This is a genomic window from Pseudomonas sp. LBUM1640, assembly GCF_059716225.1.
Window position 1 is genome coordinate 1,561,263 of sequence record NZ_CP166816.1, and the last position, 23,936, is coordinate 1,585,198.

General features: G+C 58.6%; 20 protein-coding genes. 19 read left to right on the plus strand and 1 reads right to left on the minus strand.

The window, feature by feature from the left end:
* Positions 1-50: 50 nt before the first annotated feature.
* Positions 51-833 carry a type I methionyl aminopeptidase gene (gene map / locus ACA065_RS06970; RefSeq protein WP_497693881.1) on the minus strand — a complete coding sequence of 261 codons (783 nt, stop codon included), beginning with the start codon at positions 831-833 and terminating at the stop codon, positions 51-53.
* Positions 834-1,218: 385 nt separating this feature from the next.
* Here map and rpsB point away from each other — a divergent pair, with 385 nt between their 5' ends.
* The 19 genes from rpsB to pyrG all read left to right on the plus strand — a co-directional run bounded on the left by rpsB (position 1,219) and on the right by pyrG (position 23,933).
* Positions 1,219-1,956 (plus strand): 30S ribosomal protein S2, encoded by a 738-nt coding sequence (gene rpsB, locus ACA065_RS06975; RefSeq protein WP_003219330.1) that lies wholly within the window; start codon positions 1,219-1,221, stop codon positions 1,954-1,956.
* A gap of 202 nt (positions 1,957-2,158) precedes the next feature.
* Positions 2,159-3,022 (plus strand): translation elongation factor Ts, encoded by an 864-nt coding sequence (tsf, locus tag ACA065_RS06980; RefSeq protein WP_058412423.1) that lies wholly within the window; start codon positions 2,159-2,161, stop codon positions 3,020-3,022.
* A 212-nt stretch (positions 3,023-3,234) separates the two neighbouring features.
* Positions 3,235-3,978: a UMP kinase gene (gene pyrH / locus ACA065_RS06985; protein WP_003172271.1), complete on the plus strand. Its 744-nt coding sequence runs from the start codon at positions 3,235-3,237 to the stop codon at positions 3,976-3,978.
* Positions 3,975-4,532, plus strand: a complete 558-nt coding sequence (frr, locus tag ACA065_RS06990) for a ribosome recycling factor (RefSeq protein ID WP_497693882.1) — start codon at positions 3,975-3,977, stop codon at positions 4,530-4,532. The genes pyrH and frr overlap by 4 nt, the downstream gene beginning before the upstream one ends.
* Positions 4,533-4,549: 17 nt before the next feature.
* Positions 4,550-5,305 (plus strand): polyprenyl diphosphate synthase, encoded by a 756-nt coding sequence (gene uppS, locus ACA065_RS06995; RefSeq protein WP_017137143.1) that lies wholly within the window; start codon positions 4,550-4,552, stop codon positions 5,303-5,305.
* Positions 5,306-6,115 carry a phosphatidate cytidylyltransferase gene (locus tag ACA065_RS07000; protein WP_497693883.1) on the plus strand — a complete coding sequence of 270 codons (810 nt, stop codon included), beginning with the start codon at positions 5,306-5,308 and terminating at the stop codon, positions 6,113-6,115. It begins immediately after the preceding gene.
* Complete coding sequence (gene ispC / locus ACA065_RS07005; RefSeq protein WP_497693884.1) at positions 6,112-7,302, plus strand: 1-deoxy-D-xylulose-5-phosphate reductoisomerase; 1,191 nt, start codon at positions 6,112-6,114, stop codon at positions 7,300-7,302. The genes ACA065_RS07000 and ispC overlap by 4 nt, the downstream gene beginning before the upstream one ends.
* Before the next feature lie 53 nt (positions 7,303-7,355).
* The gene (gene rseP, locus ACA065_RS07010) at positions 7,356-8,708 is read left to right on the plus strand and encodes a sigma E protease regulator RseP (RefSeq protein WP_497693885.1); all 1,353 of its coding nucleotides are present in this window, start codon (positions 7,356-7,358) and stop codon (positions 8,706-8,708) included.
* A 74-nt stretch (positions 8,709-8,782) separates the two neighbouring features.
* On the plus strand, positions 8,783-11,170 hold the full coding sequence (gene bamA, locus ACA065_RS07015) for an outer membrane protein assembly factor BamA (RefSeq protein WP_497693886.1): 2,388 nt from the start codon (positions 8,783-8,785) through the stop codon (positions 11,168-11,170).
* 45 nt (positions 11,171-11,215) lie between these two features.
* On the plus strand, positions 11,216-11,719 hold the full coding sequence (locus ACA065_RS07020; protein ID WP_003172279.1) for an OmpH/Skp family outer membrane protein: 504 nt from the start codon (positions 11,216-11,218) through the stop codon (positions 11,717-11,719).
* A 3-nt stretch (positions 11,720-11,722) separates the two neighbouring features.
* Entirely contained in the window at positions 11,723-12,778 is a 1,056-nt protein-coding gene (gene lpxD / locus ACA065_RS07025) for a UDP-3-O-(3-hydroxymyristoyl)glucosamine N-acyltransferase (protein ID WP_497693887.1), read from the plus strand.
* Positions 12,779-12,889: 111 nt separating this feature from the next.
* Positions 12,890-13,330, plus strand: coding sequence for a 3-hydroxyacyl-ACP dehydratase FabZ (gene fabZ, locus ACA065_RS07030; protein ID WP_003172281.1), 441 nt, complete (start codon positions 12,890-12,892; stop codon positions 13,328-13,330).
* Positions 13,327-14,103 carry an acyl-ACP--UDP-N-acetylglucosamine O-acyltransferase gene (gene lpxA / locus ACA065_RS07035; RefSeq protein WP_497693888.1) on the plus strand — a complete coding sequence of 259 codons (777 nt, stop codon included), beginning with the start codon at positions 13,327-13,329 and terminating at the stop codon, positions 14,101-14,103. The genes fabZ and lpxA overlap by 4 nt, the downstream gene beginning before the upstream one ends.
* A gap of 2 nt (positions 14,104-14,105) precedes the next feature.
* Positions 14,106-15,245, plus strand: a complete 1,140-nt coding sequence (gene lpxB / locus ACA065_RS07040; RefSeq protein WP_497693889.1) for a lipid-A-disaccharide synthase — start codon at positions 14,106-14,108, stop codon at positions 15,243-15,245.
* The gene (gene rnhB / locus ACA065_RS07045) at positions 15,242-15,874 is read left to right on the plus strand and encodes a ribonuclease HII (protein ID WP_497693890.1); all 633 of its coding nucleotides are present in this window, start codon (positions 15,242-15,244) and stop codon (positions 15,872-15,874) included. Before lpxB ends, rnhB begins: the two co-directional genes overlap by 4 nt.
* A 76-nt stretch (positions 15,875-15,950) precedes the next feature.
* Positions 15,951-19,472, plus strand: a complete 3,522-nt coding sequence (gene dnaE, locus ACA065_RS07050; protein WP_497693891.1) for a DNA polymerase III subunit alpha — start codon at positions 15,951-15,953, stop codon at positions 19,470-19,472.
* Between the two features lie 129 nt (positions 19,473-19,601).
* Complete coding sequence (locus ACA065_RS07055; protein ID WP_179678098.1) at positions 19,602-20,549, plus strand: acetyl-CoA carboxylase carboxyltransferase subunit alpha; 948 nt, start codon at positions 19,602-19,604, stop codon at positions 20,547-20,549.
* 159 nt (positions 20,550-20,708) lie between these two features.
* Positions 20,709-22,028: a tRNA lysidine(34) synthetase TilS gene (tilS, locus tag ACA065_RS07060; RefSeq protein WP_497693892.1), complete on the plus strand. Its 1,320-nt coding sequence runs from the start codon at positions 20,709-20,711 to the stop codon at positions 22,026-22,028.
* 273 nt (positions 22,029-22,301) lie between these two features.
* Positions 22,302-23,933: a CTP synthase gene (gene pyrG / locus ACA065_RS07065; RefSeq protein ID WP_076962180.1), complete on the plus strand. Its 1,632-nt coding sequence runs from the start codon at positions 22,302-22,304 to the stop codon at positions 23,931-23,933.
* The last annotated feature ends 3 nt before the right edge of the window (positions 23,934-23,936 follow it).

Below are 23,936 nucleotides of genomic sequence, written 5' to 3' on the forward strand. Positions count from 1 at the left end.
TTCTATCTATCAGTCAGTCACAACACCGTTTGGGAAAACCAACTCAGTCTTTAAGCCGAAATGCGCGGGATGGTGTCATCGGCGCGCAGGGTGAAGATCTCGTAGCCGGTTTCGGTGACCAGCAGGGTGTGTTCCCACTGGGCCGAGAGCTTGCGGTCCTTGGTGATGGCGGTCCAGCCGTCGCCCAGCACCTTGGTGTCGGCCTTGCCCTGGTTGATCATCGGCTCGATGGTGAAGGTCATGCCCGCCTTGAGTTCCATGCCGGTGCCGGCGCGGCCGTAGTGCAGGATCTGCGGCTCTTCATGGAACACGGTGCCGATACCGTGGCCGCAGAAATCGCGCACCACCGAGAAACCATTTTTTTCGGCGTGCTTCTGGATCACTTCACCGATATCGCCCAGGCGGCAGCCGGGTTTGACGATTTCGATGGCCTTGTACATGCATTCCTGGGTGACCTGGGACAGGCGCTCGGCCCAGACCGGCACGGTGCCGACGTGGAACATGCGGCTGGTGTCGCCGAAATAGCGATCCTTGATCACGGTGACGTCGATGTTCAGGGTGTCACCGTCCTTCAACGGCTTGTCGCCCGGAATCCCGTGGCAGACCACGTGGTTGACCGAGGTGCAGATCGACTTGGGGAAACCCTTGTAGTTCAGCGGCGCAGGGATGGCACCCTGCACGTCGACTATATAGTCGTGGCAGATCTGGTTCAGGGTTTCGGTGGTGACACCTGGCTTGACATGCTCGGCAATCATTTCCAGCACGTCGGCAGCCAGTTTGCCGGCAATGCGCATGCCGGCGATGTCTTCGGCGGTTTTCAAACTAACGGTCATACAGGCTCTCTCTAGCGCGACGCGCTGAAATCAATACGGTTCACGGGCGTGCGACAAAAGGTTACAGAATTCACACAAGCCATAAAAAACACGATTCTAACAGACGATGGCGTCAAATCATGAGCCTCTGATGATCGCTTCTTTCTATAAGGTGGGGGTATATAGGCTCTATTCAAAGGGTTACGTAAAAGTCGCTGACGGCAAATGTGATTGCGGGTTTCGTTTTCGTCCTTCGTGTGGTATAAAATGCGCCGCTTTCCGGGGATACCCCGCAAAGCTTAAATCCACACACGTGTCGACACGATGACCTGGGTGCCGGAGGCGAATGCCGCTGGTTGGTCATTGGGATACGTGGAGGCCAAACCCGACTTATTAAGGAACTATCATGTCCCAAGTCAACATGCGCGATATGCTGAAGGCCGGTGTGCACTTCGGTCACCAGACCCGTTACTGGAACCCGAAAATGGGCAAGTACATTTTCGGCGCGCGTAACAAGATCCACATTATCAACCTTGAAAAAACCCTGCCAATGTTCAACGAGGCTCTGACTTTCGTAGAGCGTCTGGCCCAGGGCAAAAACAAGATTCTGTTCGTCGGCACCAAGCGTTCCGCTGGCAAGATCGTTGCTGAAGAAGCAGCACGTTGCGGTTCGCCGTACGTCGATCACCGCTGGTTGGGCGGCATGCTGACCAACTTCAAAACCATCCGTGCTTCCATCAAGCGTCTGCGTGACCTTGAAGTGCAAGCCGAAGACGGTACTTTCGCCAAGCTGACCAAGAAAGAGGCGCTGATGCGCACTCGCGACCTGGAAAAGCTCGATCGTTCCCTGGGTGGTATCAAGGACATGGGCGGTCTGCCTGACGCACTGTTCGTTATCGACGTTGATCACGAGCGCATCGCGATCACCGAAGCCAACAAGCTGGGCATCCCGGTTATCGGCGTAGTCGATACCAACAGCAGCCCGGAAGGCGTTGACTACATCATCCCAGGCAACGATGACGCAATCCGCGCTATCCAGCTGTACATGGGTTCGATGGCTGACGCTGTAATCCGTGGTCGCAACCACGTTGCTGGTGGCACCGAGCAGTTCGTTGAAGAAGCTCCGGTAGCCGCAGCTGAGTAATTGACGCCCTGGCGTTGACTCAGTAAGCAAAAAGGGGGCTTGGCCCCCTTTTTGCCACCTCGAAAACCATTTGTTGGCGCCCACTTGTGGCAGCGCATCATTGCTCTGTAACGTGCAGCGGCCTACAAGGGTGATTCGGGAAGAATTGATCGCCCGTTTGATCGGGTGGAATGGTTGAAAACCTATCCAAGAGGATTTTGAAATGGCAGAGATTACTGCAGCGTTGGTTAAAGAACTGCGTGAGCGCACCGGCGAAGGCATGATGGATTGCAAAAAGGCCTTGACCAAGGCCGGCGGCGACATCGAAAAAGCCATTGACGACATGCGTGCTTCCGGCGCCATCAAGGCTGCCAAGAAAGCAGGCAACGTAGCTGCCGAAGGCGCTATCGCTCTGGTTGAAGACGGTAAAGCCGCAGTTCTGCTGGAAGTGAACTCGCAGACCGACTTCCTGGCTCTGCAGGACGACTTCAAGGCGTTCGTGGCTGCCAGCGTCAAGAAAGCATTCGACGACAAGCTGACCACCGTTGAGCCGTTGATCGAAGCTCAAGAAGCCGATCGTCTGGTACTGGTCGGCAAGGTTGGCGAAAACGTCAACATCCGTCGCCTGGCTCGCATCGAAGGTGATGTGGTTGGCGGCTACCTGCACGGCAACAAAATCGGCGTTGTGGTTGCCCTGAAAGGCGGCGACGTTGAGCTGGCTAAAGACATCGCTATGCACGTAGCGGCCAGCAACCCAGAGTTCCTGCTGCCATCGGAAGTGTCCGCTGACGCAATCGAGCGCGAAAAAGCCGTGTTCCTGAGCCTGAACGCCGACAAGATCGCCGGCAAGCCAGAAAACATCGTTGAAAACATGATCAAAGGCCGTATCAGCAAGTTCCTGGCTGAAGCGAGCCTGGTTGAGCAGGCGTTCGTCAAGAACCCTGAAATCAAGGTTGGCGAACTGGCCAAGAAAGCCGGTGCTGAAATCGTTTCCTTCACTTACTACAAAGTAGGTGATGGCATCGAGAAGCCGGTCGACAACTTCGCTGAAGAAGTTGCTGCCCAGCTGGCTGCCGCCAAGCAATAAGACAGTTTTCAACTGTCGCCCGAAAGAGGCTGCCCGCTCACGCGCGCAGCCTCTTTTCAAATGGGAAGACCAATTTTTATTTGGTTTCCTTTCGGAACTGGCTTACAAAGCCGTGTTCCGATGGCGCTGTGATAGCGTCCAGCTAGAGTGAACGCAAGCCGTAAACGGCTCGCCAAGAATTTTTAAAAAATACGCCGCAGGAGAGATTCGCAATGGCTCAGCAGGGCAGTGGTTATCAGGCTCGCTATAAACGCATTCTACTCAAGCTTAGCGGCGAGGCCCTGATGGGCTCGGAAGAGTTCGGGATCGATCCCAAGGTACTCGACCGCATGGCGCTGGAAGTCGGCCAACTGGTCGGTATCGGTGTTCAGGTCGGTCTGGTGATCGGCGGCGGTAACTTGTTCCGCGGTGCGGCACTGAGTGCTGCCGGCATGGACCGAGTGACCGGCGACCACATGGGCATGCTGGCCACTGTGATGAACGCCCTGGCCATGCGTGACGCCCTGGAGCGTGCCAATATCTCGGCAATCGTGATGTCGGCTATTTCCATGGTCGGTGTGACCGATCACTATGATCGCCGCAAAGCCATGCGTCACCTGAACGCCAAGGAAGTAGTGATCTTTGCTGCTGGTACTGGCAACCCGTTCTTCACCACGGATTCGGCTGCTTGCCTGCGCGCTATCGAGATCGATGCCGACGTAGTGCTCAAAGCCACCAAGGTGGATGGTGTCTACACCGCAGACCCATTCAAAGACCCGCATGCCGAGAAGTTCGATCATCTGACCTACGATGAAGTGCTGGATCGCAAGCTGGGCGTGATGGACCTGACGGCTATTTGCCTGTGCCGCGACCACAAGATGCCACTGCGCGTATTTAACATGAACAAGCCCGGCGCCCTGCTGAATATCGTACACGGCGGCGCGGAAGGGACTCTGATCGAGGAAGGCCAACAATGATCAACGAAATCAAAAAAGACGCCCAAGCGCGTATGCAAAAATCCCTGGAGTCTCTGAGCCACGCATTCGGCCAGATTCGTACCGGTAAAGCGCACCCGAGCATCCTGGGCAGCGTGATGGTGCCTTACTACGGCGCCGACACCCCGCTGAGCGGCGTCGCCAACGTCACCGTTAAGGATTCGCGCACCCTGCAAGTTGTCGCGTTCGAGCGCAACATGCTCGGCGCCGTCGACAAAGCCATCCAGAGCGCCGGCCTGAACCTCAACCCGACCAACCTGGGCGAGTTGTTGCTGATCTCCATGCCTGCGCTGACCGAAGAAACCCGTAAGGGCTTCACCAAGCAGGCGCGCAGCGCCGCTGAAGATGCGCGTGTTGCCGTGCGTAATATTCGTCGTGATGCGCTGGGTGACCTGAAGAAGTTGGTCAAGGACAAAGAAATCAGCGAAGACGAAGAGCGTCGTGCCGTCGCCGATATCGACAAACTGACCAAAGACGCCGAGGCCCAGATCACCAAGGCCACGGAAGAGAAAGAAAAGGACCTGATGGCCGTATAAGGGGTCAGGACGCCTTCATGGAAAAGACCAAGCAGACTGTGCCCTCCGTGGTGCCGCGCCATGTCGCGATCATCATGGATGGGAATAATCGCTGGGCGAAGAAACGCTTTATGCCGGGCGTTGCCGGGCATAAAGCGGGTGTCGATGCGGTGCGCGCGGTGATTGAGGTGTGTGCCGAGGCCAAGGTTGAAGTGTTGACCCTGTTTGCCTTCTCCAGCGAGAACTGGCAGCGGCCCGCCGAAGAAGTCAGTGCCTTGATGGACCTGTTCTTCAAGGCGCTGCGTCGTGAGGCCAAGCGCCTCAACGACAACAACATCAGCCTGCGCATCATTGGCGATCGCTCGCGGTTCCACCCGGAGCTGCAAGCCGCCATGCGCGAAGCTGAGGCTATCACTGCCGGCTCTAACCGTTTTGTGTTGCAGATTGCAGCCAACTACGGTGGCCAGTGGGATATCGCCCAGGCTGCACAGCGGCTTGCCCGCGAAGTGCAGGCCGGGCATCTGCGGCCCGACGACATCACGCCTGAACTGTTGCAAACCTGCCTGGTAACCGGCGACCTGCCGTTGCCGGACTTGTGCATCCGTACCGGTGGCGAGCACCGCATCAGCAATTTCCTGTTGTGGCAGTTGGCCTATACCGAGCTGTACTTCTCCGACCTGTTCTGGCCGGACTTCAAACACGATGCCATGCGTAATGCGCTGGCCGATTTCGCTTCCCGTCAGCGTCGTTTCGGTAAAACGAGCGAGCAGATCGAAGCTGGAGCCCGGGTTTAAATGCTTAAACAACGAATCATCACAGCACTGATCCTGCTGCCGATTGCCTTGTGTGGGTTTTTCCTGCTCGACGGCTCCGGCTTTGCGCTGTTTATCGGCCTGGTCGTGACCTTGGGTGCCTGGGAATGGGCGCGGCTGGCAGGTTTCAACGAGCAGTTGCCGCGCGTGGTGTACGCCGCTGTCGTGGCGCTGCTGTTGTTCCTCATGCATACGCTTTCGAGCATTGTCGTGCCTTGGGTGTTGGGGGCAGCGGTGCTGTGGTGGGCGCTCGCGACCTTCCTGGTGCTGACCTATCCGCGTACCAGCAGCCAGTGGTCCAGCGTGGCCAGCAAATTGGTGATCGGCTTGTTGATTCTGCTGCCGGCCTGGCAAGGCTTGGTGGAAATCAAGAATGCGCCGATGGGCAACTGGTTGATCATGGCCGTGATGGTGTTGGTGTGGGGCGCTGATATCGGTGCCTACTTCTCCGGTCGGGCTTTGGGCAAGCGTAAGCTGGCGCCGGCGGTCAGTCCGGGCAAGAGCTGGGAAGGCGTCTACGGTGGCTTGGCATTGACGTTGGTAATCACGTTGGTTGTTGGTCTGGTGCGCGACTGGTCGGTGAAGCAAATCCTCCTGGCCTTGTTGGCAACGGCTGTGGTCGTGTTTATCTCGGTGGTGGGCGACCTCACTGAAAGCATGTTCAAGCGCCAGGCCGGGATCAAGGACAGCAGCAACCTGCTGCCGGGTCATGGCGGTGTGCTGGATCGAATCGACAGCCTTACCGCAGCGATTCCGATTTTTGCCGTGCTGTTGTGGATGACGGCGTCGTGAGCTGCCTGCAACAGGTGACCGTGCTGGGCGCGACCGGCTCGGTCGGGCTGAGCACCCTGGATGTGATCGCGCGTCATCCTGATCGCTATCAGGTGTTTGCGCTGACCGGTTTCACGCGGTTGAGTGAATTGCTGGCCTTGTGTGTGCGCCACACGCCGCGCTTTGCTGTCGTGCCTGAAGTGGCGGCGGCGCGTGGTTTGCAAGATGATTTGCGCGCGGCTGGCCTTGCTACACAAGTATTGGTGGGCGAGGAGGGGTTGTGCCAGGTTTCGGCCGACTCTGAGGTCGATACCGTAGTGGCGGCCATCGTCGGGGCGGCAGGTTTGCGCCCGACACTGGCAGCGGTCGATGCGGGCAAGAAGATCCTTCTGGCCAATAAAGAAGCACTGGTCATGTCGGGCACACTGTTTATGCAGGCGGTACGCAAGAGCGGCGCCGTTTTGCTGCCCCTGGACAGTGAGCACAACGCGATTTTCCAATGCATGCCCGGTGATTTCGCCCGTGGCCTGAGCCAGGTCGGCGTACGGCGGATTCTCCTTACGGCTTCCGGTGGCCCTTTCCGGCAAACTCCGCTGTCAGACCTGGAGCACGTGTCGCCTGATCAGGCCTGCGCGCACCCGAACTGGTCCATGGGGCGTAAAATCTCCGTGGATTCGGCGAGCATGATGAACAAAGGTCTGGAGTTGATCGAGGCGTGCTGGTTGTTCGACGCGCGGCCGGATCAGGTCGAGGTGGTCATTCACCCGCAAAGTGTGATTCATTCCCTGGTCGACTATGTGGACGGTTCGGTATTGGCTCAGTTGGGCAACCCCGACATGCGTACGCCGATCGCCAATGCCCTGGCTTGGCCGGAGCGGATTGATTCCGGTGTTGCACCGTTGGACCTGTTCGCCATTGCACGCCTGGACTTCGAGGCGCCGGACGAGCAGCGCTTCCCGTGCCTGCGTCTGGCTCGGCAAGCGGCGGAGGCGGGCAACAGCGCGCCAGCCATGCTCAATGCGGCCAACGAAGTGGCTGTGGCCGCGTTTCTTGAAGGGCGTATTCGCTTTCCGCAGATCGCGAGTATCATCGAGGACGTTTTGAGCCTGGAGCCCGTTGTGGCGCTGGATGATTTAGGGGCAGTGTTCGAGGCTGATACCAAGGCTCGTACCCTGGCCAAGCAATGGTTGAACCGCAGCGCGCGTTAGTCTGTGGGCGGCTTTGAGCCTTCAGGCACTGGATTGGAATGCGGAGAAATTAGATGAGTGCGCTCTACATGATTGTCGGCACCCTGGTTGCTCTGGGTGTGCTGGTTACCTTCCACGAATTCGGCCACTTTTGGGTGGCGCGTCGTTGCGGCGTCAAGGTACTGCGCTTTTCCGTCGGTTTCGGCATGCCGTTGCTGCGTTGGCACGACCGTCGAGGCACTGAATTCGTGATCGCGGCCATCCCGTTGGGTGGCTACGTCAAGATGCTAGATGAGCGCGAAGGCGAAGTGCCTGCTGATCAGTTGGACCAATCCTTCAACCGTAAGACCGTTCGTCAGCGTATCGCTATTGTTGCAGCCGGCCCGATCGCCAACTTCCTGTTGGCGATCGTGTTCTTCTGGGTCTTGGCCATGATGGGCAGCCAGCAGGTTCGCCCGGTCATCGGCGCGGTCGAAGCGGACAGCATGGCGGCCAAGGCTGGTCTGGTCGCCGGGCAGGAAATTGTTTCTATTGATGGCGAGCCGACCACGGGGTGGGGCGCTGTCAATTTGCAGCTGGTGCGCCGCATGGGTGAGAGCGGCACCATCAATGTCGTGGTGCGCGAGCAGGATGCCACCACCGAGACGCCGCGTGAATTGGCCCTGGACCATTGGCTCAAGGGGGCTGATGAGCCTGATCCGATCAAGTCCCTGGGCATTCGTCCATGGCGCCCGGCGTTGCCGCCGGTGCTTGCCGAGCTGGACCCGAAAGGTCCGGCACAGGCTGCAGGCCTGAAAACCGGCGACCGTCTGCTGGCCCTTGATGGGCAGGCGTTGGGTGACTGGCAGCAAGTGGTCGACCTGGTGCGTGTACGGCCTGATACCAAAATTGTGCTGAAAGTTGAGCGCGATGGTGCTCAAATCGACGTCCCTGTGACGTTGTCGGTTCGTGGGGAAGCCAAGGCGGCCGGGGGTTACCTCGGTGCCGGGGTAAAAGGTGTCGAGTGGCCGCCATCGATGGTTCGGGAGGTCAGCTTCGGGCCTTTGGCGGCAATTGGCGAGGGTGCAAAACGCACCTGGACCATGAGTGTGCTGACCCTCGAATCGCTCAAGAAAATGTTGTTCGGCGAGCTCTCGGTAAAAAACTTGAGTGGACCGATAACCATTGCTAAAGTGGCGGGCGCTTCTGCCCAGTCGGGTGTCGCGGATTTCCTGAATTTCCTGGCTTATCTGAGTATTAGCCTTGGAGTTCTGAATTTGTTGCCCATTCCAGTATTGGATGGGGGGCATCTGTTGTTTTATCTGGTCGAGTGGGTGCGTGGTCGCCCCTTGTCGGATCGGGTGCAGGGTTGGGGGATACAGATCGGTATCAGTTTGGTGGTCGGAGTGATGTTGTTAGCTCTGGTCAACGATCTGGGAAGACTGTAACGCTTCGCTGAATTGCGAATCTGCCGCATTTTGCGGCAGTTTGTTTATTGCCAGTTGGAATAAGAAAGGACTTCATGAAACGTCTGCTGCTAACTGCGGTTCTCACCGTATTGATGATCGCCGAAGTTCACGCCGAGTCCTTCACTATCTCCGATATTCGCGTCAACGGCCTCCAGCGGGTTTCCGCGGGTAGCGTCTTTGGTGCCTTGCCGTTGAACGTCGGGGAACAGGCGGATGATCGTCGCCTGGTGGAATCCACTCGTGCGCTGTTCAAAACCGGGTTCTTTCAAGATATCCAACTGGGTCGCGAAGGCAATGTCCTGGTCATCACTGTCGTCGAGCGACCTTCCGTCGCCAGTATCGAGATCGAAGGTAACAAAGCGATCTCCACTGAAGACTTGATGAAGGGCCTCAAGCAATCGGGCCTTGCCGAGGGCGAGATCTTCCAGCGCGCCACCCTTGAAGGTGTGCGTAACGAACTGCAACGCCAGTACGTTGCCCAGGGCCGCTACTCCGCGACCGTGGAAACGGAAGTGATCCCCCAGCCTCGTAACCGTGTCGGCCTCAAGGTCAACATCAACGAAGGCACTGTGGCGGCGATCCAGCACATCAACGTGGTGGGCAACACCAAGTTCGCTGATGACGACCTGATCGACCTGTTCGAACTCAAGACCACCAACTGGCTGTCGTTCTTCAAGAACGATGACAAGTATGCGCGTGAGAAGCTGTCCGGTGACTTGGAGCGTCTGCGTTCCTACTACCTGGACCGTGGCTATATCAACATGGATATCGCTTCGACCCAGGTGTCCATCACCCCGGACAAGAAGCACGTCTACATTACGGTCAACGTTAACGAAGGCGAGAAGTACACCGTTCGTGACGTGAAGCTCAGCGGCGACCTGAAAGTACCTGAAGACCAGGTCAAGGCGTTGTTGCTGGTGCAGAAGAACCAGGTGTTCTCACGCAAGCTGATGACCACCACGTCCGAGCTGATCACCCGCCGTCTGGGTAACGAAGGCTATACCTTCGCCAACGTCAACGGCGTGCCGACGCCGCACGATGATGACCACACCGTGGACATCACCTTCGTTGTCGACCCAGGCAAGCGTGCCTACGTGAACCGTATCAACTTCCGTGGCAACACCAAGTCTGCGGACGAAGTGCTGCGTCGTGAAATGCGTCAGATGGAAGGTGGCTGGGCGTCGACTTACCTGATCGACCAGTCCAAGACCCGTCTTGAGCGTCTGGGCTTCTTTAAGGAAGTCAACGTCGAAACCCCGGCCGTACCGGGTGTGGATGACCAGGTTGACGTGAACTACGCCGTTGAAGAACAAGCGTCGGGCTCGATTACCGCCAGCGTTGGCTTCGCACAGAGTGCCGGCCTGATCCTCGGTGGTTCGATTACCCAGAACAACTTCCTCGGTACGGGTAACAAGGTCTCCATCGGCCTGACCCGAAGCGAATACCAGAGCCGCTATAACTTCGGTTATGTCGACCCCTACTGGACTGCTGACGGTGTGAGCCTGGGCTACAACGCCTTCTATCGCACCACCGACTACAAAGACCTTAACGTTGACGTTGCAAGCTATGCGATCGACAGCCTCGGCGCCGGTGTCAACATTGGTTACCCGATCAGCGAAACTTCGCGCCTGACCTTCGGCTTTACTGCGCAGCAGGACAAAATCAAGACCGGTGTTTACACCACGGACGAGATTTTCGACTTCACGCGCCGCGAGGGTGATCAGTTCCTGAACTTCAAGGCTTCGGTCGGTTGGTCGGAATCCACTCTCAACAAAGGTGTGCTGGCAACCCGTGGCCACTCCCAAAGTTTGACTGCGGAAGCCACCACGCCGGGCAGCGACCTGTCTTTCTTCAAGCTCGATTACCGTGGCCAGTTGTTCCAGCCGCTGAGCGATAACTACACCATGCGCCTGCACACTGAGCTGGGTTATGGCGACGGTTATGGTTCGACCAGTGGTCTGCCATTCTATGAGAACTACTACGCGGGCGGTTTCAACTCGGTTCGTGGCTTCAAGGATAGCACCCTGGGCCCACGTGGTACGCCGAGCCGCGGTCAAGCGGTAACCGGTAACCAAGGTACTACCGTTGACTCCGACAATGATCCTCTGGCATTCGGTGGTAACGTGCTGATCCAGGGTGGTGCGGAGCTTCTGTTTCCACTGCCATTCGTCAAGGACCAGCGTTCATTGCGGACCTCGCTCTTCTGGGACGTGGGTAACGTGTTCGACTCCAAGTGCCAGCAGATCACCAACCCGAGTGGTGTTAAGTCGCAGACTGAGTGCAACGACGTCAGCCTCAGCAACCTGGCGAGCTCTGTTGGTGTTGGCGTGACCTGGGTCACGGCGTTGGGCCCGTTGAGCTTTGCTCTGGCCATGCCGATCAAGAAACCGGATAACGCTGAAACCCAGATTTTCCAATTCTCCCTCGGCCAGACGTTCTAAGCGTCTGACCCAAGATAACGACAACGGATTCTGTAGGAGTACATCGTGCGTAAGTTGACTCAATTGGTTCTGCTGGCCACCGTGCTGGTAACCACCCCGGCCTTCGCCGAAATGAAAATCGCCGTCCTGAACTATCAGATGGCTCTGCTGGAATCCGATGCGGCCAAGAAGTACGCCGTGGATGCCGAGAAGAAATTTGGTCCGCAGCTGACCAAACTCAAGACGTTGGAAAGCAGTGCCAAGGGTATTCAGGACCGTCTGGTAGCCGGTGGCGACAAAATGCAGCAAGGCGAGCGTGAGCGTCTGGAGCTTGAATTCAAGCAAAAGGCTCGTGACTATCAGTTCCAGTCCAAGGAATTGAACGAAGCCAAAGCCGTCGCTGACCGTGAAATGCTCAAGCAGCTCAAGCCGAAACTCGACAGCGCTGTGGAAGAAGTCATCAAGAAAGGTGCCTTTGACCTGGTGTTCGAGCGCGGCGCCGTCATTGACGTCAAGCCTCAATACGACATCACCCGCCAGGTGATCGAGCGCATGAACCAGCTGAAGTAAGCCATGACCGCGACTATCAAGCTCGGCGAGTTGGCCGAGTTCCTGGGAGCCACCTTGAGTGGCTCCCCGGAGAAAGAAATCACTGGGCTAGCCACCTTGCAGGAGGCTGGCCCAGCTCAGTTGAGCTTCCTCGCAAATCCCCAATACCGTAAATACCTGGTCGACAGCCAAGCCGCAGCCGTGTTGCTGAAGGCCGCCGATGCCGAAGGGTTTACCGGGGACGCGCTGGTGGTGGCCGACCCTTACCTGGCGTATGCCCGGGCGTCGCACCTGTTCGATCCAAAGCCCAAGGCTGCCGGTGGTATTCATCCATCGGCCGTTATCGCCGCTGATGCCCAGGTTGACCCTGCGGCCAGCATTGGCGCATTTGCCGTGATCGAGAGTGGTGCACGCATTGCTGCCGGCGTTACGGTGGGTGCGCATTGCTTTATCGGTGCGCGCTGCGAAATCGGTGCCGATGGCTGGCTGGCGCCTCGCGTCACCCTGTACCACGACGTTCGTATCGGTGCGCGGGTGGTTATTCAGTCCGGCGCTGTGATCGGTGGCGAAGGTTTTGGTTTTGCCAATTCCAGAGGTGTTTGGCACAAGATTGCCCAGGTCGGCGGCGTATTGATCGGCGATGACGTGGAAATCGGTGTCAACACCGCTGTGGATCGTGGGGCCTTGGCCGATACCGTGATCGGTAACGGCGTGAAGCTCGACAACCAGATTCAGATTGCCCATAACGTGCAGATTGGCGATCACACCGCCATGGCCGCCTGCGTGGGGATCTCCGGCAGCACCAAGATCGGCAAGCATTGCATGCTCGCCGGTGGCGTTGGGCTGGTGGGGCATATCGAGATTTGCGACAACGTCTTCATTACCGGCATGACCATGGTGACCCACTCGATTACCGAGCCAGGCTCCTACTCTTCCGGTACGGCCATGCAGCCAGCGGCTGAATGGCGCAAAAGTGCAGCACGCTTGAGAAAGATCGACGACATGGCCCGACGCCTCAAGCAGGTCGAAAAGCGTGTCGAGGACGTGACCCCTGGCGGTAATGCTTCATCAGAAGGCTGATACCATTTCCATATCAAGTGTGCACAGCCGCTAGACTGCCTCCTTGATTTGCTAGCGGGGCGTGCGTTTAGTTCGCCCGCCCCCAATCTTTATTACAGGCTTCCCCCCGAAATGATGGACATCAACGAGATTCGCGAATACCTGCCTCACCGTTACCCGTTCCTGCTGGTGGACCGTGTAGTGGACCTCAACGTCGAGGAAAAGCGCATTCGTGCCTACAAGAATGTCAGCATCAACGAACCGTTCTTCAATGGTCACTTCCCTGCGCATCCAATCATGCCGGGTGTGTTGATCATCGAAGCGATGGCCCAGGCTGCCGGTATCCTTGGTTTCAAAATGCTCGACCTCAAGCCTGCCGATGGCACGCTTTACTATTTCGTGGGCTCCGACAAGTTGCGTTTTCGCAACCCGGTCACGCCGGGTGACCAGTTGATCCTCGAAGCCAAGTTCATCAGCTGCAAGCGCCAGATCTGGAAGTTCGAATGCCAGGCTTCGGTAGACGGCAAGCCGGTGTGCTCCGCTGAGATCATCTGCGCGGAACGCAAACTATGAGTTTGATTGACCCTCGCGCAATCATCGATCCGTCGGCCGTTCTGGCCGCCGACGTTGAGGTCGGCCCTTGGTCGATCGTCGGCGCAGGTGTTGAAATCGGCGAGGGGACTGTCATCGGGCCACACGTGATCCTTAAAGGTCCGACCCGCATTGGCAAGCACAATCGTATCTACCAGTTTTCCTCGGTAGGCGAAGACACCCCGGACATGAAGTACAAGGGTGAAGAAACGCGCTTGGTAATCGGTGATCACAACATCATCCGTGAAGGCGTGACCATTCACCGCGGCACCGTGCAGGATCGTGCCGAGACCACCCTGGGTGATCACAACCTGGTTATGGCCTATGCGCACATCGGCCATGACAGCGTGATCGGCAACCATTGCATCCTGGTCAACAACACCGCGTTGGCTGGCCACGTGCATGTTGACGACTGGGCGATCCTGTCCGGCTTCACCCTCGTGCACCAGTATTGCCATATTGGCGCCCACAGCTTTTCCGGCATGGGCACTGCGATTGGCAAGGACGTTCCGGCATTTGTCACGGTATTCGGCAACCCTGCCGAAGCCCGTAGCATGAACTTCGAAGGCATGCGCCGGCGTGGTTTCAGCGAAGAGGCGATTCACGCCCTGCGCCGCGCTTACAAAGTGGTTTATCGCCAGGGGTTGACGGTTGACCAGGCGCTGACAGAGCTGACCGAGCCTGCCGCATTGTTCCCGGAAGTTGCGGTGTTCCGTGACTCGATCCAGGCATCGACCCGCGGCATCACCCGCTGATCATGGCTAATCTGCGTATTGCGCTGGTCGCCGGAGAAGCTTCCGGCGACATTCTGGGTGCCGGCCTGATGCGGGCGCTCAAGGCCCAGCACCCTGCGGTGGAGTTTATCGGTGTAGGTGGCCCGCTCATGCAGGCCGAAGGCCTCACTTCCTACTTCCCTATGGAACGCCTGTCGGTCATGGGCTTGGTCGAAGTGCTGGGCCGTTTGCGTGAGCTGCTGGCTCGCCGCAAGTTGCTGATTCAGACGCTGATCGAAGAAAAACCCGACGTCTTTATCGGAATCGATGCGCCTGACTTTACCCTCAACATCGAACTCAAGTTGCGTCAGGCCGGGATCAAGACCGTGCACTACGTCAGCCCCTCGGTATGGGCGTGGCGCCAGAAGCGCGTGCTGAAGATCCGTGAAGGCTGCGACTTGATGCTGACGTTGCTGCCGTTCGAAGCCAGGTTTTACGAAGAGAAGGGCGTACCGGTGCGGTTTGTCGGGCATACCCTGGCCGACACAATTCCGTTACAAGCTGATCGCGCCGCCGCGCGTGCTGAACTGGGCTTGCCCGGCGGTCCGCTGGTTGCGTTGATGCCGGGCAGTCGTGGCGGCGAAGTCGGCCGCCTGGGCGCGCTGTTTTTTGATGCTGCCGAGCGGTTGCAAGCGCTCAAACCCGGTACCCGTTTTGTTTTGCCCTGCGCCAGCCCACAGCGTCGCGCACAAATCGAAACGTTGTTGGAAGGTCGCAATTTGCCGCTGACCCTGCTCGACGGCCAGTCACACCTGGCCCTCGCGGCCTGTGATGCAGTGCTGATCGCTTCGGGCACCGCCACCCTGGAAGCCTTGCTGTACAAGCGCCCGATGGTCGTTGCTTATCGCCTGGCGCCGCTGACCTTCTGGATTCTCAAGCGCATGGTCAAAAGCCCTTACATCTCCTTGCCCAACCTGCTGGCACAGCGCCTGTTGGTACCGGAGTTGTTGCAGGACGATGCAACGCCCGAAGCCCTGGCGCAAACTCTACTACCCTTGATCGACGGCGGCGAAGAGCAGACCCGTGGTTTCGACGACATTCACCGCACCCTGCGCCGTGATGCCTCGAACCAGGCGGCGGATGCTGTGCTGACCTTGATCGGCCATAAACAGGAAACCTTATGACCCCGCAAATGGGCCTGGATTTCAGCCTGGTTGCCGAAGCCCACGAACTGGTGGCTGGTGTTGACGAAGTAGGGCGCGGCCCATTGTGTGGCGCAGTCGTGACGGCAGCGGTGATTCTCGACCCGAACCGCCCGATCCTCGGCCTCAACGATTCGAAAAAGCTCACCGAAGCCCGTCGTGAAAAACTCTACGATGAGATCTGTGAAAAAGCCCTGAGCTGGCATATCGCTCGGGCCGAGGTTGAAGAAATCGACGAGCTGAACATTCTCCACGCGACCATGCTGGCCATGCAGCGCGCGGTGGAAGGCCTGCACATCACGCCAAAAATGGCGATGATCGACGGTAACCGTTGCCCCAAACTGGCAATGCCGTCAGAAGCGGTGGTTAAAGGTGATAGCAAGGTTCCAGCCATCGCCGCCGCGTCGATCCTGGCCAAGGTCAGCCGTGACCGTGAAATGGCTGCGTTTGAACTGATCTACCCCGGCTACGGCATTGGCGGCCATAAAGGCTACCCGACGCCCGTTCATCTGGAAGCCCTGGCTCGCCTCGGCCCCACGCCGATCCACCGCCGTTCGTTCGCCCCGGTGCGTCAGGCTTACGAGCTGCGTGAGAGCCTCAGCGAGGTTTAGTCGCGAGGCTGATGTTTTTGCCAAGGCCCGGTACAATCCGGGCCTTGTTGTCTCCACGTATTAGAACAGGATCACTATGCCGGCTTCATTCGTTCACCTGCGCCTGCACACTGAATATTCCCTGGTCGACGGCCTGGTACGGATCAAACCGCTGGTCAAAACCCTGGTGGGCATGAACATGCCTGCGGTAGCGGTGACCGATCAGAACAACATGTGTTCCCTGGTCAAGTTCTACAAGAACGCCATGGGCGCCGGCATCAAGCCTATTTGCGGCGCCGACCTGTGGCTGTCCAACAAAGACCCGGATAACCCCCTGAGCCGCATCAGCCTGTTGGCGATGAATGGCGTGGGGTATCGCAACCTCACCGAACTGATTTCCCGCGGCTTTATCGACGGCCAACGCAACGGCTCGATTATCATCGAGCGCGAGTGGGTGGCCGAGGCGAGCGAGGGCGTGATCATGCTCTCGGCGGCCAAAGAGGGTGAGATCGGTATCGCGCTGCTCGGCGGCAACCCGCAGGAAGCCGAGGTGCTGGCCCGTGAGTGGATGGACGTTTTTCCTGATCGCTTCTATCTGGAAGTCCAGCGTACTAACCGCCCCAATGATGAAGAGCACCTGCATGCCGCTGTGGCCCTGGCCGACAAGCTGGGCGCGCCACTGGTCGCGACCAACGACGTGCGCTTTATCAAGAAGGAAGATTTCGAGGCTCACGAAACCCGCGTGTGCATCGGCGAGGGCCGGGCGCTGGACGATCCGCGCCGTTCGAAAAACTACAGCGAAGAGCAGTACCTCAAAAGCGCCGATGAAATGGCCGAGCTGTTCAGCGACCTGCCTGAGGCCCTGGAAAACTCCGTCGAAATCGCCAAGCGCTGCAACATCGAAGTGAAGCTGGGCAAGCACTTCCTGCCCAACTTCCCGATCCCCGATGGCATGACCATCGACGAGTATTTTCGCAAGGTGTCGTTCGATGGCCTGGAAGACCGCCTCAGCGTGCTGCTGCCCAAGGACACCACCGAAGACTACGAAGCCAAGCGCCAGGTCTACGTTGACCGGCTGAATTTCGAGCTGGATATCATCATCCAGATGGGCTTCCCTGGTTATTTCCTGATCGTAATGGACTTTATCCAGTGGGCTAAAAGCAACGGCGTACCGGTAGGTCCTGGCCGGGGGTCAGGTGCCGGCTCGCTGGTGGCCTATGTGCAGAAGATCACCGACCTCGACCCGCTGGAATATGACCTGCTGTTCGAACGGTTCCTGAACCCGGAACGGGTTTCCATGCCCGACTTCGACGTCGACTTCTGCATGGACGGCCGTGACCGCGTGATCGAGTACGTGGCCGAAAAATACGGCCGCAACGCGGTAAGCCAGATCATCACCTTCGGTTCCATGGCGGCCAAGGCTGTAATCCGTGACGTGGCCCGGGTGCAGGGCAAGTCCTACGGCTTGGCGGACCGTCTGTCGAAGATGATCCCGTTTGAAGTCGGCATGACCCTCGAAAAGGCCTACGAGCAGGAAGAAATCCTGCGCGACTTCATCAAGGTCGATGAAGAAGCCGCCGAAATCTGGGACATGGCACGCAAGCTCGAAGGCGTGGTGCGTAACGTCGGTAAACACGCCGGTGGTGTGGTGATCGCGCCGACCAAGCTGACCGACTTTTCGCCGATCTATTGCGACGAAGAAGGCGACGGCCTGGTTACCCAGTTCGACAAGGACGACGTGGAAGCGGCCGGCCTGGTGAAGTTCGACTTCCTGGGCCTGCGGACCCTGACCATCATCGACTGGGCGCTCAAGACGATTAACCGCGAGCGCGCCAAGGTTAACGAAGAACCGCTGGATATCGCGTTTATCCCGCTGGACGACAAACCGACGTACCAGTTGCTGCAAAAAGCCGAAACCACGGCGGTGTTCCAGCTTGAGTCGCGCGGCATGAAGGAGCTGATCAAAAAGCTCAAGCCCGACTGCCTGGAAGACTTGATCGCACTGGTGGCGCTGTTCCGTCCTGGCCCGCTGCAATCGGGCATGGTGGATGACTTCATCAACCGTAAGCACGGCCGCGCTGAACTGGCGTACCCGCACTCCGACTACCAGTACGAAGGCCTCAAGCCAGTACTGGCGCCGACTTACGGCATCATCCTGTATCAAGAGCAGGTGATGCAGATTGCTCAGGTCATGGCCGGTTACACCCTCGGCGGCGCGGACATGCTGCGTCGCGCCATGGGTAAGAAAAAACCCGAAGAAATGGCCAAGCAACGCGGCGGTTTCATTGAGGGTTGCGCCACCAACAACATCGACGCTGACCTCGCCGGTAACATTTTCGACCTGGTGGAAAAATTCGCCGGTTATGGCTTCAACAAATCTCACTCCGCCGCCTACGGCCTGGTCTCGTACCAGACCGCTTGGCTGAAAGCCCACTACCCGGCGCCGTTCATGGCTGCGGTACTCTCGGCGGATATGCACAACACCGACAAGGTCGTGACCTTGATCGAGGAAGTGCGCACCATGAAGCTGCGCCTCGATGCGCCGGATGTGAACGCCTCGGAGTTCAAGTTCACGGTGAACGACGAAGGCCGCATCATCTATGGCCTGGGCGCAATCAAAGGCGTCGGCGAAGGCCCGGTAGAGGCAATCACCGAAGCGCGTCAGCACGGGCCGTTCGAAGACCTGTTCGATTTCTGCGCGCGGGTTGATCTCAAACGCATCAACAAACGCACCCTCGATGGTTTGATCCGCAGTGGCGCGCTCGACCGTCTCGGCCCGTATTTCCATGATGAGCCCAAGGCCTATCAGGCGAATATCGACCGCAACCGTGCGGTGCTGCTGACCGCCATGGAAGAAGCGATCAAGGCTGCCGAGCAGACCGCGCGCACTCACGACAGTGGTCATGCCGACCTGTTTGGTGGGCTGTTCGTCGAAGAAGATGCCGATGTATATGCCAACCACCGCAAGGCCAAGGAGCTGACACTCAAGGAGCGTCTCAAGGGTGAGAAAGACACCTTGGGCCTGTACCTGACCGGTCACCCGATTGACGAGTACGAAGGTGAGATCCGCCGTTTCGCCCGTCAGCGCATCATCGACCTGAAACCGGCGCGGGACACCCAGACCGTCGCCGGCATGATCATCGCCCTTCGGGTGATGAAAAATAAAAAGGGCGACAAGATGGGCTTTATCACCCTCGACGACCGTTCGGGCCGGATCGAGGCGTCGCTGTTTGCCGACGCCTTCCATTCCGCGCAATCGTTGCTGCAGACTGATGCGATGGTGGTGGTGGAAGGGGAGGTCAGCAACGACGACTTCTCCGGTGGCCTGCGCCTGCGTATCAAGCGGGTGATGAGTATGGAAGATGCACGCACCAACCTCGCCGAAAGCCTGCGCCTGAAGGTCAAGACCGAAGCCCTCAAAGGCGATCAGCTACGCTGGTTGGGTGACCTGCTCAAGCGTCACCGTGGCGCGTGCCCGGTGACCATGGAGTACACCGGCAATGACGCCAAGGCCATGTTGCAGTTTGGTGAGACGTGGCGAATTGATCCCGCTGATGGCTTGATTCAAGCTTTGCGTGACCAGTTCGGGCGAGACAACGTCTTCCTCCAATACCGTTGACGGTCAGATATGTCTGATCTCGACTGAACATTTAATCTCGACCTAAACGCGCCTCTCCCTTAAGGTAGGGCGCGAATAGACAACCGGCTGGCCAGGCACTCCTTGGCCGTCGACCCAAGACGGACGCTTATGAACCCGAATTTTCTTGATTTCGAACAGCCGATCGCTGACCTGCAAGCCAAGATTGAAGAATTGCGCCTGGTCGGCAATGACAATTCGCTGAATATCGGCGATGAGATCGCTCGCCTGCAAGACAAGAGCAGCACGCTCACCGAAGACATCTTCGGCAAGCTGACCAGCTGGCAGATCGCGCGCCTGGCTCGCCACCCGCGCCGTCCGTACACCCTGGACTACATTCAACACATCTTCACCGAGTTCGACGAGCTGCACGGCGACCGCCATTTCTCTGACGACGCGGCCATCGTGGGCGGTATCGCTCGCCTGGACGATCAGCCAGTGATGGTCATCGGTCACCAGAAGGGCCGTGAAGTGCGTGAGAAAGTGCGCCGCAACTTCGGTATGCCGCGCCCTGAAGGCTACCGTAAGGCTTGCCGCCTGATGGAAATGGCCGAGCGCTTCAAGATGCCAATCCTGACCTTCATCGATACCCCGGGTGCCTACCCTGGTATCGACGCGGAAGAGCGCAACCAGAGCGAAGCAATCGCCTGGAACCTGCGCGTGATGGCCCGCTTGAAGACCCCGATCATCGCCACCGTGATTGGTGAGGGTGGTTCTGGCGGTGCACTGGCCATTGGCGTCTGCGACCAACTGAACATGCTGCAATATTCGACCTACGCGGTGATCTCGCCGGAAGGTTGCGCCTCGATCCTGTGGAAAACCGCCGAAAAAGCGCCGGACGCTGCCGAAGCCATGGGCATCACCGCTGATCGCCTTAAAGGCCTGGGCATCGTGGACAAAGTGATCGCCGAGCCGTTGGGCGGCGCCCATCGCGACCCGGCTGCCGCTGCTGCGACCCTCCGCGCTGAATTGAGCTCGCAACTGGCGATGCTCAAGAAGTTCGATAACGAGGCGCTGCTGGCCCGTCGTTACGAGCGCCTGATGAGCTACGGTCTCTAAGTCGACGCGTTACTGAATGTGGGAGCGGGCTTGCTCGCGAAAGCGTGTTGTCAGTCAGCGAGATGTTGGCTGCTATAACGCTATCGCGAGCAAGCCCGCTCCCACATTTGCTTTGTGTATGCTGGGTTATCGCATTCCAGATTGATGGCGTACTTTGCTATGAAGCCCACCTTCACCGCCAAACTTCTGCAAACCCTGGCCCCCTGGCGCAATGCCCCGGCCTGGCACATCGCATTCTCCGGTGGGCTCGATTCCACGGTTCTGCTGCATCTGCTGGCTACTCTGGCAAACACCGAAACTCTCCCCCCCCTCAGCGCTATCCACGTCCACCATGGCCTGCAAGCTGCGGCTGACGCCTGGCCCAGTCATTGCCAAACAGTATGTGACGGCCTGGGCGTGCCCTTGCGGGTGATTCGCGTGCAAGTGCAACGGGGCGCCAGCCTTGAGCGTGCAGCGCGCGATGCGCGTTATCAGGCGTTTGCCGGGGTGATCGGGGCAGGGGAGGTGATGCTTACCGGCCAGCACCGCGACGATCAGGCTGAAACCCTGATGTTTCGCCTGCTGCGCGGGGCCGGGGTGCGCGGGCTGGCGGCCATGCCGGCGCATCGTCCGTTGGCGGGTGGCCACTTGGTGCGGCCGTTGCTGCAGGCCTCTCGCGCTGAATTGGAAGCCTATGCCCATGAGCACCAGTTGACGTGGATCGAAGACCCTTCCAATGCCGACCCACGCTTCTCGCGCAATTACTTGCGCCATCGTGTGGTCCCCGTGTTGACGGCGCGTTGGCCGCAAGCCGTTTCCAGCCTGGCGCGCACGGCTGAACACCTGAGCGAAGCCCAAGGTCTGCTTGACGAATTGGCGAAGGTGGACCTGCAAGCCGCTGACCAGCCTTCAGCGTTTCCCTGGCTAGCTTTGCCATCATTGGCCCTCGCCCCATTGCGCGAGCTTTCCGATGCGCGCCAGCGAAATGCCCTGCGCCACTGGCTGACGCCGCTGACGCGTTTGCCCGACAGCGACCACTGGGCCGGTTGGTATGCCTTGCGCGACGCCAAGAGCGACGCACAACCGCTGTGGTGCCTGGCCGACGGCCAGTTGCATCGTTGCGGCGAGCGGATTTGGTGGCTGCCCTCGACGTGGTCGGAATTTTCCGACACTCCGGTGAGCTGGCTGCATCCGCAAAACCCACTAGAGTTACCCGGCAATGGCCAGCTGAAGTTTATCGGCAAGGCCCCCGAAGGCCCGTTGTCGGTCCGTTACCGCCAGGGCGGCGAAATTATCGAAGTGCCCGCTCGAGGCCGGCGTGACCTGAAGCGTCTGCTTAATGAATGGGGGCTGCCGGGCTTCGTCCGTGGCAGATTGCCGCTGCTCTATCAGGGCGAGCAATTGCTGGCTGTCCCTGGCCTCGCGGGGTTGCGGGTGACGTCGCCGGGTGACTGGCAATTGGATTGGATGCCACAGACTTGCGATCAAGGTTTGAGCTGATAGAGCCTTTCCGGTAGACTACGCTCCCTTCTTGATACAACTTCTGTGGATTCGACTGAATCGCAGCAGTTGCCGATTACCAAGCAGTCTTTGCTGGGCGATTCCAAAAAATGTGTAGCGATCAACGTACCGGTGTTTCATTGCTGGTCTGTCACAACGCGGCGGTTTTTTTGAAAGGTGCACTGTGATTAATGCAGGTGATCGGGGGCTTCGGCCTTCCTTCGCTTTCCCCGGCGGCTCGGACCGCTTTAACGCAGACTTCTAGGGTTTTTCATGACGCGCTACATATTCGTCACGGGCGGTGTTGTTTCTTCATTGGGGAAAGGCATTGCCTCCGCTTCATTGGCGGCCATCCTGGAGGCGCGGGGACTTAAGGTCACCATGCTCAAGCTGGACCCGTACATCAACGTTGACCCGGGCACCATGAGCCCGTTCCAGCACGGTGAAGTGTTCGTCACACACGACGGCGCCGAAACCGACCTGGACCTGGGCCACTACGAGCGGTTCATCCGCACGACCATGACCCAGAACAACAACTTCACCACCGGCCGTGTCTACGAGCACGTGCTGCGCAAGGAGCGCCGTGGTGACTACCTGGGTGCAACCATCCAGGTGATCCCGCACATCACCGACGAAATCAAGCGCCGCATCATCAAGGGTGCAGGCGATGCCGACGTGGCGATGGTCGAGATCGGTGGCACCGTGGGTGACATCGAGTCCCAACCGTTCCTCGAAGCCATTCGCCAGTTGCGTTTCGAAGTCGGCGCCAAACGCGCGATGCTGATGCACCTGACATTGGTGCCGTACATCGCCACCGCCGGCGAAACCAAAACCAAGCCTACCCAGCACTCGGTCAAGGAACTGCGTTCCATTGGCCTGCAGCCGGACGTGCTGGTGTGCCGTTCCGATCACCCGATCGACATCTCCTCGCGTCGCAAGATCGCGCAGTTCACCAACGTTGAAGAACGTGCGGTGATTGCCCTGGAAGACGCCGACACTATCTACAAGATCCCGGGCATCCTGCACTCGCAAGGCCTGGATGATTTTGTGGTCGAGCGTTTCGGCCTGCAGTGCAACGGCGCGGACCTGTCCGAGTGGGAAGCGGTGGTCGACGCCAAGCTCAACCCTGAGCACGAAGTCACCATCGCCATGGTCGGCAAGTACATGGAATTGCTGGATGCGTACAAGTCGCTGATCGAAGCGATGAGCCACGCCGGTATCAGCAACCGTACCAAGGTCAACCTGCGCTACATCGATTCCGAAGACATCGAGAACCAGGGCACCGCGCTGCTCGAAGGTGTTGACGCGATCCTCGTGCCTGGCGGTTTCGGCCTGCGTGGCGTGGAAGGCAAGATCACCGCCGTGCAGTACGCTCGTGAGAACAAAGTGCCGTACCTGGGTATCTGCCTGGGCATGCAAGTGGCCGTTATCGAGTTCGCCCGTAACGTGCTGGGCTGGAAAGACGCCAACTCCACTGAGTTCGATCACACCAGCGGCCACCCGGTCGTGGGCCTGATCACCGAATGGGAAGACGCCACCGGCGCCGTTGAGACCCGTACCGAAAGCTCCGACCTAGGCGGCACCATGCGCCTTGGCGCACAAGACTGCCTGCTGGAGTCGGGTTCCCTGGTTCACGATTGCTACGGCAAGGACGTGATCGTCGAGCGTCACCGTCACCGCTACGAAGTGAACAACAACTTGCTGCCGCAGATCAAAGAAGCCGGCCTGAAAATCTCCGGTCGCTCCGGTGATGGCAAGCTGGTTGAAGTGGTTGAGGCGCCGGATCATCCGTGGTTCGTGGCCTGCCAGTTCCACCCAGAGTTCACCTCGACTCCGCGCGACGGTCACCCGTTGTTCAGCGGCTTCGTTAAAGCAGCACTGACGCAACATCAGAAGAAGGCGTAAACC